We start from the raw sequence: 14,548 nt of genomic DNA on the forward strand, positions 1-14,548 counted from the left end.
GTCGTGTGTGCGGGCGCCGTCAGCCCGTGTTGCGCAGGCCCGCCGCCACGCCGTTGACCGTCAGCAGCAGGGCGCGGGAGAGCAGCGGGTCGGGTTCGGCGCCCGCGGCGGCCGCGTCGCGCTGGCGCTTGAGCAGCGTGACCTGGAGGTAGGAGATGGGGTCCAGATAGGCGTCGCGGATGGCGAAGGTCTGCTTCAGCACCGGGGTGGCGTCGAGGAGTTCCTTCTCCCCGGTCACCTTCAGCACTTCGCGGACGGTGAGTTCGTGTTCGGCGCGGATGGTGTCGAAGACGTGCTTGAGCTCGTCGGGGACGAGGGTGTCGACGTAGTGGGCGGCGATCCGCAGGTCCGTCTTGGCGAGGGTCATCTCGACGTTGGAGACGAAGTTGCGGAAGAAGTGCCACTGTTCGTTCATCTCGTCGAGGACGGTGTCCAGGCCCGCCTCGCGCAGTGCCTTGAGTCCGGAGCCGACGCCGAACCAGCCGGGGACGATCTGCCGGGACTGGGTCCAGCCGAACACCCAGGGGATGGCACGCAGTCCGTCGAGGCCGGCTCCGGAGTCGGGCCGGCGGGAGGGCCGGGAGCCGAGGTGGAGGTCGGCGAGCTGGTCGACGGGGGTGGCGGCGAAGAAGTACGCGGGGAGGTCGGGGTCCTCGACGAGCCTGCGGTAGGCGTCGTGGGCGGCGTCGGAGACGACGTCCATCGCGGCGTCCCAGCGGGCCAGGGCCTCCACGGACTGGCGGGGGGAGGTGTGCAGGGCGGAGGCCTGGAGGGTGGCGGCGACGGTGAGTTCGAGGTTCTCCCGGGCCAGCGAGGGCACGAGGTACTTGTCGGAGATGACCTCGCCCTGCTCGGTGACCTTGATCTCGCCTTCGAGGGTGCCCCAGGGCTGGGAGAGGATCGCGTCGTGGGAGGGGCCGCCGCCGCGGCCGACGGTCCCGCCGCGGCCGTGGAAGAGCCGCAGCCGTACGCCGTAACGGTGGGCGACGTCGCGCAGGCGCCGCTGGGCGCGGTGGATCTCCCACTGCGAGGTGGTGATGCCGCCGAACTTGGAGGAGTCGGAGTAGCCGAGCATGACCTCCTGGACGTCTCCGCGCAGGGCGACGAGCCGCCGGTAGGAGGGGTCGGCGAGCATGTCCTCCAGGATGGTGTCGGCGGCCTTGAGCTCGTCGGTGGTCTCCAGCAGCGGCACGATGCCGATCTTCGCCCAGCCGGCGTGCAGGTCGATCAGTCCGGCCTCGCGGGCGAGGACGGCGGCGGCGAACACGTCGTCCGCGCCCTGGCACATCGAGATGATGTACGACTCGATGACCTCGGGGCCGAAGACCGCCAGGGCCCGCTTGACGGTCTGGAAGACGCCGAGGGTCTTCTCGCCGGCCGCGTCCACGGGAGCGGGGGTCGGCGCGAGGGGACGGCGGGAGCGCAGTTCCTTGGCGAGGAGCTTGCCGCGGTACTCGCGGGGCATGTCGGCGTAGCGCCAGGACTCCTCGCCGAGCCGGTCGAAGAGCTGGCCGAGGGCGTGGTGGTGGGCGTCGGCGTGTTCGCGGACGTCCATGGTGGCGAGCTGGAGGCCGAAGGCGGCCAGGGTGCGGATGGTGCGGTCCATGCGGCCGTCCGCGAACAGCCCGCCCCGGTGCTCCCTGAGGGAGCTCTGGATGAGGGTCAGGTCCTGGAGGAGCTCGGAGGTGCCGAGGTAGTCGCGGCCCGGCGCGTGGGGGATGCCCTTGGCGAGGCGCTGCTTGGTGTTCTCCAGCTTCTGCCGGATGCAGGTGGCCTTGAGGCGGTAGGGCTCCTCGGCGTTCAGCCGCTTGTAGCGGGGGCTGATCTCCGGCAGGCGTTCCAGGTCGGTGCGCAGGGAGTCGAGGAGTTCTTCGGTGGCGCCCGTGTATCTGATCGAGTTCGACAGGAAGCCGCGCAGTTCGTCGACCATCTCCAGGGCGTCGTTGATGCCGTGCTCGTGCTGGAGGATGAGGACGTCCCAGGTGACCTGGGGGGTGACGTTGGGGTTGCCGTCGCGGTCACCGCCGATCCAGGTGCCGAAGGTGAGCGGGCGGGTGTGGTCGGGCAGCCGGACGCCGACGCGCTCGAGTTCCGCGGTCAGGTCCTCCAGGACGTCGCCGACGGCGCCGGCGTGCAGTTCGTCGAGGTAGTAGATCGCGTTGCGGGCCTCGTCGGCCGGTTCCGGGCGTACGACGCGCAGCTCGTCCGTCTGCCATACGAGGTCGATGTTCTCCGCCAGACGGGTGTCGTGCCGGCGGCGGTCGGACTCGATGACCGGGGTCTCCAGAAGCGCGGCGATGCGCCGGAGCTTGTTGAGGACGGACCGGCGCGCGGCCTCGGTGGGGTGCGCCGTGAACACTGGGCGAACGTTGAGGTGGCGGACCGTCTCGCGCAGATGCTCGGGGTCGGCGTCCTTGAGCCGGTCGGCGGTGCGGGCGAGGAGGCCGCCCTCGGCGGCACGCCGGGCGCGCAGTTCGCGGCCGCGGTGGACCTGTTCGGTCACGTTGGCGAGGTGGAAGTAGGTGGAGAAGGCGCGGACCAGCTTGGCCGCGGTCTCCAGTTCGGTGCCGCGCAGCAGCTCGGCGGCGGCTTCACCGTCCTCGCGGGTCAGGCGGCGGACCTTCTCGACAAGTTCGAGCAGCTCGGGGCCTTCTTGGCGGACGAGGGTCTCGCCGAGGAGGTCACCCAGCCGACGGATGTCGGCGCGCAGCTCACTGCTGGTCGTCGTGGTCTGGTCGTCGGCACTGCTCACAGGTGCGGCTCCTTGCAGTGTTGAAGCTCGTCTGGAGGGAACCCGGACGGCCCCGGTGGCGGCGGGTGCCGCATAGGGGACGGACATCCGGGAAGAAATCAGAGCGGACCGCGCTGTCCGACCGACTCCAAGGATAGGTGTCCATGCGGACGCGCAGACTCACGGGCTCTTGCCGCCGGGCGAGGCACTGCCATACTTACGACGCCGTAGGTTACGGAACCGTAGGAAGCTGGGCACGGTTTCCGCTGCCCGGCACCCCTCCCGACCCTCGACCCCACAGGGGACGCCCATGACCACGAGCTCCGATGTGATCGACGACGCCCCGAAGGCGACCGACGGCACCGCGCTGCCCTCCGCGACGCTCGGCGGGGAGCAGAAGCGCTCTCTCGAACAGATCACGCTTCTCCTCTTCATCACCGTCCCGTTCCTCGCGCTGATCGCGGCGGTGCCGCTGGCGTGGGGATGGGGGGTGAGCTGGCTGGATCTCGGCCTGCTGGTCTTCTTCTACTACTTGGGCTGCCACGGCATCACGATCGGCTTCCACCGCTATTTCACCCACGGTTCCTTCAAAGCCAAGCGGCCCCTGCGGATCGCGCTCGCGATCATGGGGTCGATGGCGGTCGAGGGCCCCCTGGTCCGCTGGGTCGCGGACCATCGCAAGCATCACAAGTTCTCGGACGCGGAGGGTGACCCGCACTCTCCGTGGCGTTACGGCGAGACCGTCCCGGCGCTGATGAAGGGCCTGTGGTGGGCTCATATCGGCTGGATGTTCGACGAGGAGCAGACGCCGCAGGACAAGTACGCGCCGGATCTGATCAAGGACCCGGCGATCCGGACGATCTCCCGCCAGTTCATCTACTGGACGATGCTCTCCCTGGCCCTGCCCCCGCTGATCGGCGGCCTGGTCACGATGTCCTGGTGGGGCGCGTTCACCGGCTTCTTCTGGGGCTCGCTGGTACGGGTGGCGCTGCTGCACCACGTCACCTGGTCGATCAACTCGATCTGCCACGCGGTCGGCAAGCGGCCGTTCAAGTCCCGGGACCGCTCGGGCAACGTCTGGTGGCTGGCGGTCCTGTCCTGCGGTGAGTCCTGGCACAACCTGCACCACGCCGACCCGACCTCGGCGCGGCACGGTGTGGAGCGGGGCCAGGTGGACTCCTCCGCCCGCATCATCCGGTGGTGTGAGCTGCTCGGCTGGGCGTACGACGTGCGCTGGCCGTCACGCTCGCGTATCGATTCCCGCCGGAACACGGGCGGGGACGGCTCCCGGCGCAAGAGGGAGACCGCCGAGGCGGCATGATGGACGCCGTGGCGACCGACTCCAGCAGCACTCCGAGCAATGAGAAACAGCGGCGAGCGCGTCGCACCCGAATGACCGGTGCCGAGCGCCGCCAGCAGCTGCTGGAGATCGGTCGCACCCTCTTCGCCGCCAAGGGGTTCGAGGGCACGTCGGTGGAGGAGATCGCGGCGAAGGCCGGGGTGTCCAAGCCGGTGGTGTACGAGCACTTCGGCGGCAAGGAGGGGCTGTACGCGGTCGTCGTGGACCGTGAGATGCGCCGTCTGCTGGACATGGTGACCAGCTCCCTGACGGCCGGCCATCCCCGGGAACTGTGCGAACAGGCGGCGTTCGCGCTGCTCGACTACATCGAGGAATACACGGACGGTTTCCGCATCCTGGTCCGTGACTCCCCCATCCCGCAGTCGACGGGTTCCTTCGCGTCGCTGATCTCGGACATCGCGACGCAGGTGGAGGACATCCTGGGCCGCGAGTTCAAGAACCGCGGCTTCGACCCGAAACTGGCCCCGCTGTACGCCCAGGCCCTGGTCGGCATGGTCGCCCTGACCGGCCAGTGGTGGCTGGACGTACGCCGCCCGAAGAAGTCGGAGGTGGCGGCACACCTGGTCAACCTGGCCTGGCACGGACTGGACGGTCTGGAGCCGAAGCCGCGGTTGATCGGGCACCGGAAAGCGTGAATCAGCCGGAACGAAGAGGCCACGCGGAGGGTCTCGTGGAACCGTGTCGGCCATGACCAGGATCCCGATCAGCGCGGCACGTTCCCAGCTCGGCGCATTGGTCCGCCGCGCGGCCCACGGGCGTGAGACCATCGCCCTCACCGATCACGGCCACGTGGCCGCACTCCTGGTCTCTCCCCAGGTGATTGAGGATCTCGAAGACGCCGTAGCCGACTATCAGCGGCGCAAGGCAGAGGGAACACGTGAGCCCTGTGACCACGGCTCCAGGAACTCCAGTCGGTTGCCGACCGGGTCCTCGGAGTAGAAGCGCAGGTGCCCCGGCAGGTTGTCGTCCCAGGTCACCGGTGCTCCGTGCGCTTCGAGGCGGGCGGCGTACGCCTCGATGTCCGTGACCCGGAGCCCGGGGTGGGCCTTCTTCGCGGGGCGGAAGTCCTGCTCGATTCCCAGGTGCAGCTGTACCGCGCCCGCGCGAAACCAGCAGCCCCCGCGGGCGGCGAGGACCGGAGGCTTCGGTGTCTCGGTCATGCCGAGAACATCGGCGTAGTACGCCCGCAGCCGGTCCTCGGAGCCGGGTGGGGCGGCCAGTTGGACGTGGTCGATGGCGGAGAGCATGCTCAGCCTCCCTTCCTCGCCACGGCGAACAGGCGGCGGAAGGGCAGGACGGTGCCGTACTCCGCGCTCGGGTAGGCCGCACGGAGCCGGTCCCGGTACTCGGTGACGAAGGCGTCGCGGGCCTCGGGGTCGTCGGCGAGGACCGTGAGGACCGGCCGCAGTCCCGTGCCCTTGACCCAGTCGAGGACGGGGTCCTCGCCCTGGAGGATGTGGAAATACGTCGTCTGCCACACGTCGGCGGCGCAGCCGAGGCGGGCGAGCCGGTCGAGGTAGACGGCAGGTGCGTGCACGGAGTCCTCGTGGCGCAGTACGTCGCCGAGCCGCGCCTTCCAGCGGGGCGTGGCGACGAGTTCGCGCATGAGGGTGTGCAGGGGCGCGTCGATGTTGTCCGGAACCTGGAAGGCGAAGGTGCCGCCGGGCGCGAGGGCGTCGAGCCACCCGGCGAAGGCGTCGAGGTGGCCGTCGACCCAGTGGAGCGCCGCGTTGGAGACGATCAGGTCGTACGTCCCGGTGGGCGCCCAGTCGCGCAGGTCGGCGCGGGAGAAGTCCAGGCGGCCGCCGCCCGGGGTGGCGCCCTCGTGTTCCGCGTGCGCCTTGTCGAGCATCGCGCGCGAGTTGTCGTACCCGGTGATGTACGCGGTGGGCCAGCGGTCGGCGAGGACGGCGGTGACGTTGCCGGGGCCGCAGCCGAGGTCGGCGATGCGGGGCGGGTCGCCGGGCAGGTCCGGGACGCGGGCCAGGAGGTCGGCGAAGGGGCGGGCGCGGTGGCCGGCGTGACGGAGGTATTGGGCGGGGTCCCAGGTCGGAGTCGTCATGCCTTCCACCTTCCCTCTCCATCAATCTCGACATCAAGAGACTTCACATCAAGAGACTTCACATCGACACAACCACTACACTGATCGCCATGGAGGACGAGGTCGATCGGCTGGTCTCTGCGTGGCGCCGGGAGCGCCCTGACCTCGACGTGGAACCGCTCGAGGTGCTCAGCCGGGTCAGCAGACTGGCCCGGCACCTGGACCGCGCCCGTCGGCTGGCCTTCGCCGAGCACGGGCTGGAACCCTGGGAGTTCGACGTCCTGACCGCGCTCCGGCGTGCGGGCACCCCGTATCAGCTCTCGCCGGGACAGCTGCTGACGCAGACCCTGGTCACCTCGGGCACGATGACGAACCGCATCGACCGCCTGACGAAGAAGGGCCTGGTGGAGCGGCTGCCCGACCCCAGCGACCGGCGCGGTGTGCTGGTCCGCCTCACGGCGGAGGGCCAGGACCGCGCGGACCAGGCCCTGGCAGGCCTCCTCGACCAGGAGCGGGCGATCCTCGCGGAACTCACCCGCGCCCAGCGCGGCGAACTGGCAGGCCTCCTACGCCAGCTGACCGCCCCGTTCGACAACATCCCGGGCTAGATCGACCGGCCCCACCCCGGCCCGGCGCGCCAGCGCCACCGCCGCGAGGGTGGAGTGGACGCCCAGTTTGCCGAGGACGTTCTGCATATGGGTGCGGACGGTGTGCGGGGAGAGGAAGAGGCGTTCCGCGACGGCCTTTCTGCCCAGGCCGGCGACCATGCAGCGCAGCACCTCCCGCTCCCGCGGGGTGAGCGACTCCACCAGCCGTTCGCTCTCGGTGCGGTGCTTGCGGGCGGCCGTCAGCTCGCGCAGGACGCCCGTGAGCAGGGCGGGCGGCAGATGGGTCTCCTCGCGCAGCACCCCTCGGATGACGGTGAGCAGCCGGGACAGCGAGCAGTCCTTGGCCACCCAGCCGGAGGCCCCTGCCTGCAGGGCGAGCGCGGCCCGCCGCGGATCGTCCTTCTCGGCGAGCACGACGATCCGTACCCCCGGCTGTGCGGTGCGGACGCCGGCGACGAGGGATATCCCGTCGACGAGTCCGTCCTCGTTGCCCTCCTGGACCGGCACGGCGGGCCGGACACCGGGCAGGTTGCCGCCCAGATCGGCGTCGACGAGCAGCACGTCGTACCGGCGCCCCTCGGCGGCCGCCCGTTCCAGACTGCGCAGCGCGGCGGAGCCGCTGCCGGCCGCGGAGACGTCCACGTCGGGCTCGGCCGCCAGCGCCGCGGCAAGCGACTCGGCGAAGATGCGATGGTCGTCGACGACCAGGACTCGGATGCGAACCACGAAACCCCCTTCCCCAGGCTCCTGAAGAGCAGGGGATACCCCAAGGTTCGGAGAACGATGATGTCGGTGCGGGCACGGCGCCCGGAGGCTCGCACCACCGCACGGCCGCCGCCGTGCAGAGACTGCTACCCCCACCGCGGGCGCCGTACCCGACTGTCTCGCCCCCTGATCAGCACCGGCCCCCACCGGTGCTGTTCATCAGAGTAAGGCCGGGTGGCAGGAGCGGAAGGACATTTGCAGAACTGGCCGTCCGGCACGTTTATGGTGAGCCGCATGTTTCGTATCGAGACAGAAGTCGACAGGGAACGGCGCGATCTTCTCCGGACGCGGCTGCGGGACACCAACACGGCGGCCTCCCCGGTCCTGCGGGCCCTGCGCGGCACCCCCCACGAACGCGAGGACGCGCTCCACATCTGGGCCCTGGACGAGGCGGGCGCCCTCGCGGGCGGACTCGTCGGCCACACCTGGACGACCTGGCTGCATGTGGCGTATCTGTGGGTCGACGAGCCCCACCGGGGCTCGGGCCTCGGCTCCCGGCTCCTGTCGGAGGCGGAACGCATCGCGTCCACGCAACGGGGCTGCGCCGCCGTACGCCTGGAGACCTGGGACTTCCAGGCGCCGAGGTTCTACGAGAAGCAGGGGTACGAGGTGGTGTGTGTGATCCCCGACTATCCGCCGGGGATCACGGAGTACACGCTGACCAAGCGCCTCAGCCGACCGAGCCTCGGCTGAGCCTGCGCGCCCCCGCCGACGGCACCGCCTCGAACACCCGGGGCGCGGTGAAGCCGGCCGCGGCGAAGGCCTCTTCGACCGCCTTGGTGATCGCGTCCGCGTCGGCCGCCTCCGCGAGCACGATCGCCGAGCCGCCGAAGCCGCCGCCCGTCATCCGGGCACCGAGGGCGCCGGCGGCGAGCGCCGTGTCGACGACGAGGTCCAACTCCGGGCAGGAGACACGGAAGTCGTCGCGCAGCGAGGCATGGCCCTCGACCAGGACCGGGCCGATCGCCCGGGTCCGGCCCGCCTCCAGCAGGGCCACCACCCGCTCCACCCGCTCGTTCTCCGAGACGACGTGGCGGACCAGACGGCGGACCTCCTCGTCGTCGCCCAGGCGCCCGAGCGCCTCGTCCAGGCCGGCGTAGGGGATGTCGCGCAGCGCGTCAACGCCCAGCAGGGCCGCGCCCTTCTCGCAGCCCGCGCGGCGCTTGCCGTACTCGCCTCCGCTGTGGGCGTGCTTGACTTGGGTGTCGACGACCAGCAGACGCATGCCCTCGGCCGCCAGGTCGAAGGGGATCGGCTTCTGGGACAGGTCACGGGTGTCGAGGAACAGGGCGTGGCCGTCCTGGCAGCAGGCCGAGGCCGTCTGGTCCATGATCCCGGTGGGGGCGCCGACGTAGACGTTCTCGGCGCGCTGGCACAGCCGGGCCAGCTGCCAGCCCCTCAGGCCCAGGCCGAACAGGTCGCCCAGAGCCAGGGCGACCACGACCTCCAGGGCCGCGGACGAGGAAAGGCCCGCGCCCGCCGGGAGCGTCGACGTCACATGGATGTCCGCGCCGGTCACCGGGTGACCGGCCTCGCGCAGCGCCCACACCACACCCGCCGGGTACGCCGTCCACCTCCGGTCCGACTCGGGCGCGAGGTCGTCGAGGCGCAGCTGTACGACGTCGGACCCGATGTCCGCCGAGTGCAGCCGCAGGATGCCGTCCTCGCGCCGTGCGACCGCGGCGACGGTGATGTGCGGCAGGGCGAACGGCATGACGAAGCCGTCGTTGTAGTCGGTGTGCTCGCCGATCAGGTTGACCCGGCCGGGCGCCGCCCACACCCCGTCCGGACCGGCCCCGTACAGCTCCCTGAACCGCTCGGCGACAGCCCCCGCGACAGCCTCGCTCATGCCCTGGTCCCGACCTTTCCCTGCGCTCTTGGTTGCCCCGGTTCCCGTTGCCGCGCTGCTGCGGGTTCTAGTGCCCCAACAGGCGCACTAGTTGCCGCGCTGCCGCGCGAATTCCCACGCGTCCGCGACGATCGCGGCGAGGTCCGTGCGGGACGGGGTCCAGCCCAGCGTCTCGCGGGCGGTCGCGGCCGACGCGACGAGCGTCGCCGGGTCGCCGCCGCGGCGGGGGGCGAGTACCTCGGGGACCGGGTGGCCGGTGACCCGGCGGACCGTCTCGATGACCTCGCGGACGGAGAAGCCGTTGCCGTTGCCGAGGTTGCAGATCAGGTGCTCGCCCGGCCGGGCCGCCCGCAGGGCCAGCAGATGGGCCTCCGCGAGGTCCGCGACGTGGATGTAGTCGCGGACGCAGGTGCCGTCCGGCGTCGGGTAGTCGTCGCCGTAGACCGAGATCGCGTCCCGCCTGCCCTGTGCGACCTGGAGCACCAGCGGGATCAGATGCGACTCGGGGTCGTGGCGTTCGCCGTACGGTCCGTACGCGCCGGCCACGTTGAAATAGCGCAGGGAGACCGCGCCGAGGCCGTGGGCGGCCGCCTCGCCCGTGATCATGTGGTCGACGGCGAGCTTGGAGGCGCCGTAGGGGTTGGTGGGAGAGGTCTCGGCGGACTCGACGATCGGGACCTGCTTCGGCTCGCCGTAGGTGGCTGCCGTGGAGGAGAACACCAGCTTGCGGACGCGCGCCTCGCGCATGGCGCCGAGCAGCGCCGTCGTGCCGCCGACGTTGTTCTCCCAGTACTTCTCGGGCTTCACGACCGACTCGCCGACCTGGGAGGAGGCGGCGAAGTGGAGGACGCCGTCGTACGCGGAATCCAGCCATTTGGCGGCGTCGCGGATGTCGCCCTCGATGAACACGGCCCCGGCGGGCACACTCTCGCGGAAGCCGGTCGTGAGGTTGTCGAGGACGGTGACCTCGTGGCCGGCCTCCAGCAGATGCTGGGCCACCACGCTGCCGATGTACCCCGCGCCGCCTGTGACCAGATACTTCCCGCTCATGTACTCGCTACCTCTCGCAGTCGCTCGGCCGCGCGTTCCGGCGGCACGTCGTTGATGAACACGCTCATGCCGGACTCTGAACCCGCGAGGAACTTCAGCTTGCCGGACGTGCGGCGGACGGTGAAAAGCTCGAGGTGGAGCGCGAAGTCGTCGCGGCTCGCACCCTCGCAGTCCGCCGGCGCACCGAACGGGGCCTGGTGCCAGGCCGCGATGTAGGGCGTGGGCGGTTCACTCGTGCCGAAGATCCGGTCGAAGCGCCTCAAGAGTTCCAGATACACCTTGGGAAACTCTGTGCGTGCCGCCTCGTCGAGGCCGAGCAGATCGGGCACGCGGCGCTTCGGGTACAGGTGCACCTCGTACGGCCAGTGCGCGGCGTACGGCACGAAAGCGGCCCAGTGCTCACCTTCGAGGACGAGCCGGTCCTCGGTGAGTTCACGCTCCAGGACGGCGTCGAAGAGGTTCTCGCCGCCGGTGGCCTCCTTGTGGGCGGCGAGCGACCGCAGCATCAGCGCGGTGCGAGGGGTGATGAAGGGGTAGGCGTAGATCTGGCCGTGCGGGTGGCCCAGTGTCACACCGATCTCGGCGCCCCGGTTCTCGAAACAGAACACCTGCTCCACGGAGGGGAGGTGCGAGAGCTCGGAGGTACGGTCCGTCCACGCGTCGAGGACCAGGCGTGCCTGCTCCTCGGTCAGATCGGCGAAGGACGCGTCGTGGTCGGGGGTGAAGCAGACGACCTCGCAGCGGCCCGAGTCGCCGGCCAGCGAGGGGAAACGATTCTCGAAGACGACCACGTCGTACGACGAGTCCGGGATCTCGCTCAGCCGGCCGCCCCGCGACGGGCACAGCGGGCACTCGTCGGCCGGGGGATGGTACGTGCGGCCCTGACGGTGCGAGGCGACGGCGACCGAGTCGCCGAGCAGCACGTCCCGGCGCACCCGGGCCGTGGTGACCGTACGCTCCAGCGGCCGCCGGTCCACGGCCTCGCGCACCGCGTCGTCCCGCAGGTCGTAGTAAATGAGCTCACGACCGTCGGCCAGCCGGGTCGAGGTCTTCTTCACCGCGACGCTCCATCCGTACACCACACAAGCCTTCAAACAGAACCGAACACATCGAACCACAATTCCCCAACGGATGTCACCATCACAATTCAACAAAGCACACCGGCCGGCCGTCGGACAGGGCGACGACCGGCTACTCAAACACCTGCAAAAGGGGTGCCCGCGGTGGGGCGTGCTACGACTCCGGGCCGGCCTCCGGCCGGGGTGACCGGGGGACCGGGCCCGCTCGGTCCAGCAGGCCCGTTCGGGCCGCCAGGGCCGCTGCTTCCAGGCGGGAGCCCACGCCCAGTTTCATCAGGACCCGTTGGACGTGGGTGCGGGCGGTGGACGGGGCTATGTTCATGCCGGCCGCGATCAGTCTGGTGTCCTCGCCGTCGGCGACCCGGACCAGGACCTCGACCTCCCTCGGGGTGAGCATCTGGAGCAGGCGCTGGCCCTCGTCGTCCGGTGGGGCCGCCGGGTTGAGCAGCTCGCTGAAGGCGCCCTGGAGGAGCTGCGGGCCCACTGCCGCCTCACCCGCCCGCGCCTTCATGATCGCGCGTTCGACTCCCTCGATGCGCTCGTCGTGCCGTACATAGCCGGAGGCCCCCGCGGCGAAGGCCGCGGCTATGCCCCGGGGGCTCGGCACGGGACCGAGAACCAGGACCGCGACCTGCGGCCGCTCCCGTTTGATCCGCACCACCGGGTCGAACATGCCCGGCTCGGCCGGTGTCGCCGTCCCCAGCAGACACACCTCCGGTGCCCTGCTGATCACCAGTTCCGCCGCGCCCGCGGCGGGCGCCGCCGCGGCGAGCACCCGGTGCCCCCGCAGCTTCAGCGCCGAGGCCAGCGCCTCGGCGAGCAGTCGGTGGTCGTCGACCACCATGAGCCGCACTCCCATCGAGCAACCCCCCAGTCCCCCCAATGGATGCCCCTCTGGGTGCCCACTGGTCCGCACGGACAGAAGCCCCCTCCCGGCTCCCCCGCCCTTCATGCCCCCGGAAGCTACACGCTTGTTCGACGTTGCGCTCCCCCTACCGGTGAGAAGTGCCCCGGATCGACGGAAATTCTGGGTTTCCCCTCATTACGAGGGTGATGAGCGGTACGCGCACGGCCCCGTCCCTGAGCAGGGACGGGGCCGTGCCGGTGAGCCTCCGCGGTCAGCTGGCGCCGAACGCGATGGCCAGGTACTCCTTGTCGTTCGTGCTGGTCAGGGAGCTGGCGAACACATCGGACATATAGAGGTGCCCCTGGGAGTAGAGGATCTCCGAGTAGTCCGGGGTCATCCGGCTCTCCGCGTCGCGCACCGACTCCGTCGAGGGGTTCTCCAGCAGCTTGGTCATCTTGAAGGAGCCGCCGTCGATGCTCACGATCTGGCCGCCCTTGTCGTAGGGCGGGCGCTTGTAGGCGATGAGGTTGGTGCCGTCCATGCGCAGCGGGGAGATGGTGTAGTCGTCGCCCGCGTCGGCGCGCTGGCCGGTCAGCTTGCCGGTGGCCAGGTCGAAGGCGACGATCTCGTTGGTCTGGCTGTAGTCGCCGCCGCCGTCGTGCTCCTCGGTCGCGACATAGAGCCGGTCGTTGCCGACCGCGAGCTGGTGGCACTCCTCGATCTTGGTGATGCCGTCGCACCTGGCCGCGTACTTGTCGCTGGGCGCGGGGATGCGGATGCGCAGCTTCCCGGTCTTGTTGTCGATGGAGAAGAAGTCGGAGATGCCGCTGCCGTCCTTCGCGGACTCACCGACGTCGGCGGCCACGACCAGCGGATCGGTCGACACCACGCTGGCGTACTTGATACCGGTCGCCATCTTGTAGTCGGAGATCACCTTCCCGGACTGCGGGTCGATGGTCTGGATGTGCAGCTCCCGGGCGTCGTACGCCCCGCACTTGCGCACCGCGACCAGCTTCGGGCCGCCGCCGAACCCGGCGTCGTAGCAGGTGTCGGACGGCTTCGGGGCCCACAGTTGCTTGCCGGAGGTGATGTCGAAGGCGCCGCCGCCGCTGGAGCTGCCGACGGCGACCGTGTTCGCGCTGACGGTCACATTGTCGAGGCTGATCGGCTGGTCGCCCCTGTCGACGGTCTTGGTCCACAGCTTCTTGCCCGCGTCGAGGTCGATCGCCGCGACCTGGCTGCAGCCGTGCGAGGGCTCGGCCTTGGTCGGCATGGCGGGCTGATAGGTGATGGCCGTCAGATGGTCCTCGGTCATGTGGTTGCTGCCCTGGCAGACCGGACCGGGCAGCTTGATCGTCCACAGCTTGGTGCCCTCGTCGGGGTCGAAGCCGACGATCTCGGCGACGCCGCTCTTGGCGTACACCTTGTCGGTGAGCCAGGAGCCGGTCACCGAGATGGTGGAGCTCTTGCCGACCTCGGGCGCGGGGACCTGGAAGAGGACCCTGGAGGCGGGGTTGGCGGGCACCTTCTCCACGGGCTTGGTGGAGGTGGTGCCGCCGGTGCCGCCGCCGGTTCCCTTCTTGTCGTCGGTGCCGCCGGTGCCGCCGCTGGAGCTCGCGGTGTCGTCCTTCTTGCCGTCGCCGCCGGAGGAGGAGGCGTACCAGACTCCGCCGCCGATGATCAGCGCGATCGCCGCGACGGCCGCCACGATGATCGTCAGCTGTGCATTGAACTTCCGCCCGCCGCCGGGCAGCTGGCCCGGCTGCGGGTGCATCGGCATGGTCTGCTGCGGATAGCCGTAACCGGGCTGCGGCGGCTGGCCGTACGGGCCCGGCTGCTGGCCGGGGTAGCCGTAACCGGACGGCTGCTGCGGATAGCCGTACCCCGGCTGCGGCTGGGGCGGCTGCTGCGGGTAGCCGTAACCGGGCTGCGGAGGCTGAGGTGCCTGCGGGTAGCCGTACCCGGGCTGCGGTGGCTGCTGGCCCGGCGGTGCGGGCGGCGGGGGTGTCTGCGGGGACTGCTGGCCCGGCGGGGGTGTCTGCGGGGCCTCGGGTGCGCCGAAACCGCCCTGCTGCTGCGGGGGCTGGTCCTGCGGCGGGCCGAAGCCGCCCTGCTGCGGGGGCTGGTTGGGCGGCGGAGGCGGCGGCTGCGTCATGACGTGGGTACCTCGGAGGCGGGGACTGCGGGGACGAAAGGAGTGAAGGGGGGCGCGAAGGGA

The 14,548-nt window shown here is 70.6% G+C and carries 14 protein-coding genes; 5 read left to right on the top strand and 9 right to left on the bottom strand.

Annotated features, from left to right (window positions below; genetic code table 11):
- Positions 1 to 19: 19 nt before the first annotated feature.
- Positions 20 to 2,752 (bottom strand): phosphoenolpyruvate carboxylase, encoded by a 2,733-nt coding sequence (gene ppc / locus F7R91_RS23880; protein ID WP_150951151.1) that lies wholly within the window; start codon positions 2,750 to 2,752, stop codon positions 20 to 22.
- Positions 2,753 to 3,041: 289 nt separating this feature from the next.
- On the opposite strand from ppc, the gene F7R91_RS23885 reads away from it, so the two are divergent.
- From F7R91_RS23885 to F7R91_RS23895, 3 genes are read left to right on the top strand one after another with little or no spacing between them, the layout of a single operon-like run.
- Positions 3,042 to 4,052 (top strand): acyl-CoA desaturase, encoded by a 1,011-nt coding sequence (locus F7R91_RS23885; RefSeq protein ID WP_150951152.1) that lies wholly within the window; start codon positions 3,042 to 3,044, stop codon positions 4,050 to 4,052.
- Complete coding sequence (locus F7R91_RS23890) at positions 4,049 to 4,726, top strand: TetR/AcrR family transcriptional regulator (protein ID WP_150951153.1); 678 nt, start codon at positions 4,049 to 4,051, stop codon at positions 4,724 to 4,726. Before F7R91_RS23885 ends, F7R91_RS23890 begins: the two co-directional genes overlap by 4 nt.
- 52 nt (positions 4,727 to 4,778) lie before the next feature.
- Positions 4,779 to 5,030, top strand: a complete 252-nt coding sequence (locus F7R91_RS23895) for a type II toxin-antitoxin system Phd/YefM family antitoxin (protein ID WP_150951154.1) — start codon at positions 4,779 to 4,781, stop codon at positions 5,028 to 5,030.
- Here the strand turns inward: F7R91_RS23895 and F7R91_RS23900 are convergent.
- Both F7R91_RS23900 and F7R91_RS23905 read right to left on the bottom strand, forming a co-directional pair.
- Positions 4,943 to 5,338, bottom strand: a complete 396-nt coding sequence (locus tag F7R91_RS23900) for a VOC family protein (RefSeq protein ID WP_150951155.1) — start codon at positions 5,336 to 5,338, stop codon at positions 4,943 to 4,945. The two genes, F7R91_RS23895 and F7R91_RS23900, sit on opposite strands and share 88 nt — an antisense overlap.
- A gap of 2 nt (positions 5,339 to 5,340) precedes the next feature.
- The gene (locus F7R91_RS23905; RefSeq protein WP_150951156.1) at positions 5,341 to 6,153 is read right to left on the bottom strand and encodes a trans-aconitate 2-methyltransferase; all 813 of its coding nucleotides are present in this window, start codon (positions 6,151 to 6,153) and stop codon (positions 5,341 to 5,343) included.
- An 89-nt stretch (positions 6,154 to 6,242) separates the two neighbouring features.
- Here F7R91_RS23905 and F7R91_RS23910 point away from each other — a divergent pair, with 89 nt between their 5' ends.
- A complete protein-coding gene (locus F7R91_RS23910; protein WP_150951157.1) occupies positions 6,243 to 6,740 on the top strand; it encodes a MarR family winged helix-turn-helix transcriptional regulator in 498 nt (165 codons plus the stop codon).
- Here the strand turns inward: F7R91_RS23910 and F7R91_RS23915 are convergent.
- Positions 6,699 to 7,466 carry a LuxR C-terminal-related transcriptional regulator gene (locus tag F7R91_RS23915; RefSeq protein WP_150951158.1) on the bottom strand — a complete coding sequence of 256 codons (768 nt, stop codon included), beginning with the start codon at positions 7,464 to 7,466 and terminating at the stop codon, positions 6,699 to 6,701. The two genes, F7R91_RS23910 and F7R91_RS23915, sit on opposite strands and share 42 nt — an antisense overlap.
- Before the next feature lie 261 nt (positions 7,467 to 7,727).
- Between F7R91_RS23915 and F7R91_RS23920 the strand changes: the two genes are divergently transcribed.
- Entirely contained in the window at positions 7,728 to 8,198 is a 471-nt protein-coding gene (locus F7R91_RS23920) for a GNAT family N-acetyltransferase (protein ID WP_150951201.1), read from the top strand.
- Here F7R91_RS23920 and galK read toward each other — a convergent pair.
- The 5 genes from galK to F7R91_RS23945 all read right to left on the bottom strand — a co-directional run bounded on the left by galK (position 8,176) and on the right by F7R91_RS23945 (position 14,485).
- On the bottom strand, positions 8,176 to 9,354 hold the full coding sequence (gene galK, locus F7R91_RS23925) for a galactokinase (RefSeq protein ID WP_150951159.1): 1,179 nt from the start codon (positions 9,352 to 9,354) through the stop codon (positions 8,176 to 8,178). The genes F7R91_RS23920 and galK overlap by 23 nt on opposite strands.
- Positions 9,355 to 9,441: 87 nt before the next feature.
- Positions 9,442 to 10,404, bottom strand: coding sequence for a UDP-glucose 4-epimerase GalE (gene galE / locus F7R91_RS23930; protein ID WP_150951160.1), 963 nt, complete (start codon positions 10,402 to 10,404; stop codon positions 9,442 to 9,444).
- The gene (gene galT, locus F7R91_RS23935; RefSeq protein ID WP_150951161.1) at positions 10,401 to 11,462 is read right to left on the bottom strand and encodes a galactose-1-phosphate uridylyltransferase; all 1,062 of its coding nucleotides are present in this window, start codon (positions 11,460 to 11,462) and stop codon (positions 10,401 to 10,403) included. The genes galE and galT overlap by 4 nt, the downstream gene beginning before the upstream one ends.
- 175 nt (positions 11,463 to 11,637) lie before the next feature.
- On the bottom strand, positions 11,638 to 12,342 hold the full coding sequence (locus F7R91_RS23940; RefSeq protein WP_150951162.1) for a helix-turn-helix transcriptional regulator: 705 nt from the start codon (positions 12,340 to 12,342) through the stop codon (positions 11,638 to 11,640).
- A 259-nt stretch (positions 12,343 to 12,601) separates the two neighbouring features.
- Positions 12,602 to 14,485 carry an outer membrane protein assembly factor BamB family protein gene (locus tag F7R91_RS23945; protein WP_150951163.1) on the bottom strand — a complete coding sequence of 628 codons (1,884 nt, stop codon included), beginning with the start codon at positions 14,483 to 14,485 and terminating at the stop codon, positions 12,602 to 12,604.
- Positions 14,486 to 14,548 lie beyond the last annotated feature (63 nt).

Source organism: Streptomyces luteolifulvus (assembly GCF_008806595.1).
Classification (GTDB): domain Bacteria; phylum Actinomycetota; class Actinomycetes; order Streptomycetales; family Streptomycetaceae; genus Streptomyces; species Streptomyces luteolifulvus.

Bases quoted from the DNA above. Each gene is read 5' to 3' on its own strand.
- F7R91_RS23890 (WP_150951153.1), top strand. From the start codon at position 4,049: ATGATGGACGCCGTGGCGACCGACTCCAGCAGCACTCCGAGCAATGAG.
- F7R91_RS23945 (WP_150951163.1), bottom strand. From the start codon at position 14,485: ATGACGCAGCCGCCGCCTCCGCCGCCCAACCAGCCCCCGCAGCAGGGC.
- F7R91_RS23905 (WP_150951156.1), bottom strand. From the start codon at position 6,153: ATGACGACTCCGACCTGGGACCCCGCCCAATACCTCCGTCACGCCGGC.
- galE (WP_150951160.1), bottom strand. From the start codon at position 10,404: ATGAGCGGGAAGTATCTGGTCACAGGCGGCGCGGGGTACATCGGCAGC.
- F7R91_RS23910 (WP_150951157.1), top strand. From the start codon at position 6,243: ATGGAGGACGAGGTCGATCGGCTGGTCTCTGCGTGGCGCCGGGAGCGC.
- F7R91_RS23885 (WP_150951152.1), top strand. From the start codon at position 3,042: ATGACCACGAGCTCCGATGTGATCGACGACGCCCCGAAGGCGACCGAC.
- galK (WP_150951159.1), bottom strand. From the start codon at position 9,354: ATGAGCGAGGCTGTCGCGGGGGCTGTCGCCGAGCGGTTCAGGGAGCTG.
- F7R91_RS23920 (WP_150951201.1), top strand. From the start codon at position 7,728: ATGGTGAGCCGCATGTTTCGTATCGAGACAGAAGTCGACAGGGAACGG.
- F7R91_RS23900 (WP_150951155.1), bottom strand. From the start codon at position 5,338: ATGCTCTCCGCCATCGACCACGTCCAACTGGCCGCCCCACCCGGCTCC.
- F7R91_RS23895 (WP_150951154.1), top strand. From the start codon at position 4,779: ATGACCAGGATCCCGATCAGCGCGGCACGTTCCCAGCTCGGCGCATTG.
- F7R91_RS23940 (WP_150951162.1), bottom strand. From the start codon at position 12,342: ATGGGAGTGCGGCTCATGGTGGTCGACGACCACCGACTGCTCGCCGAG.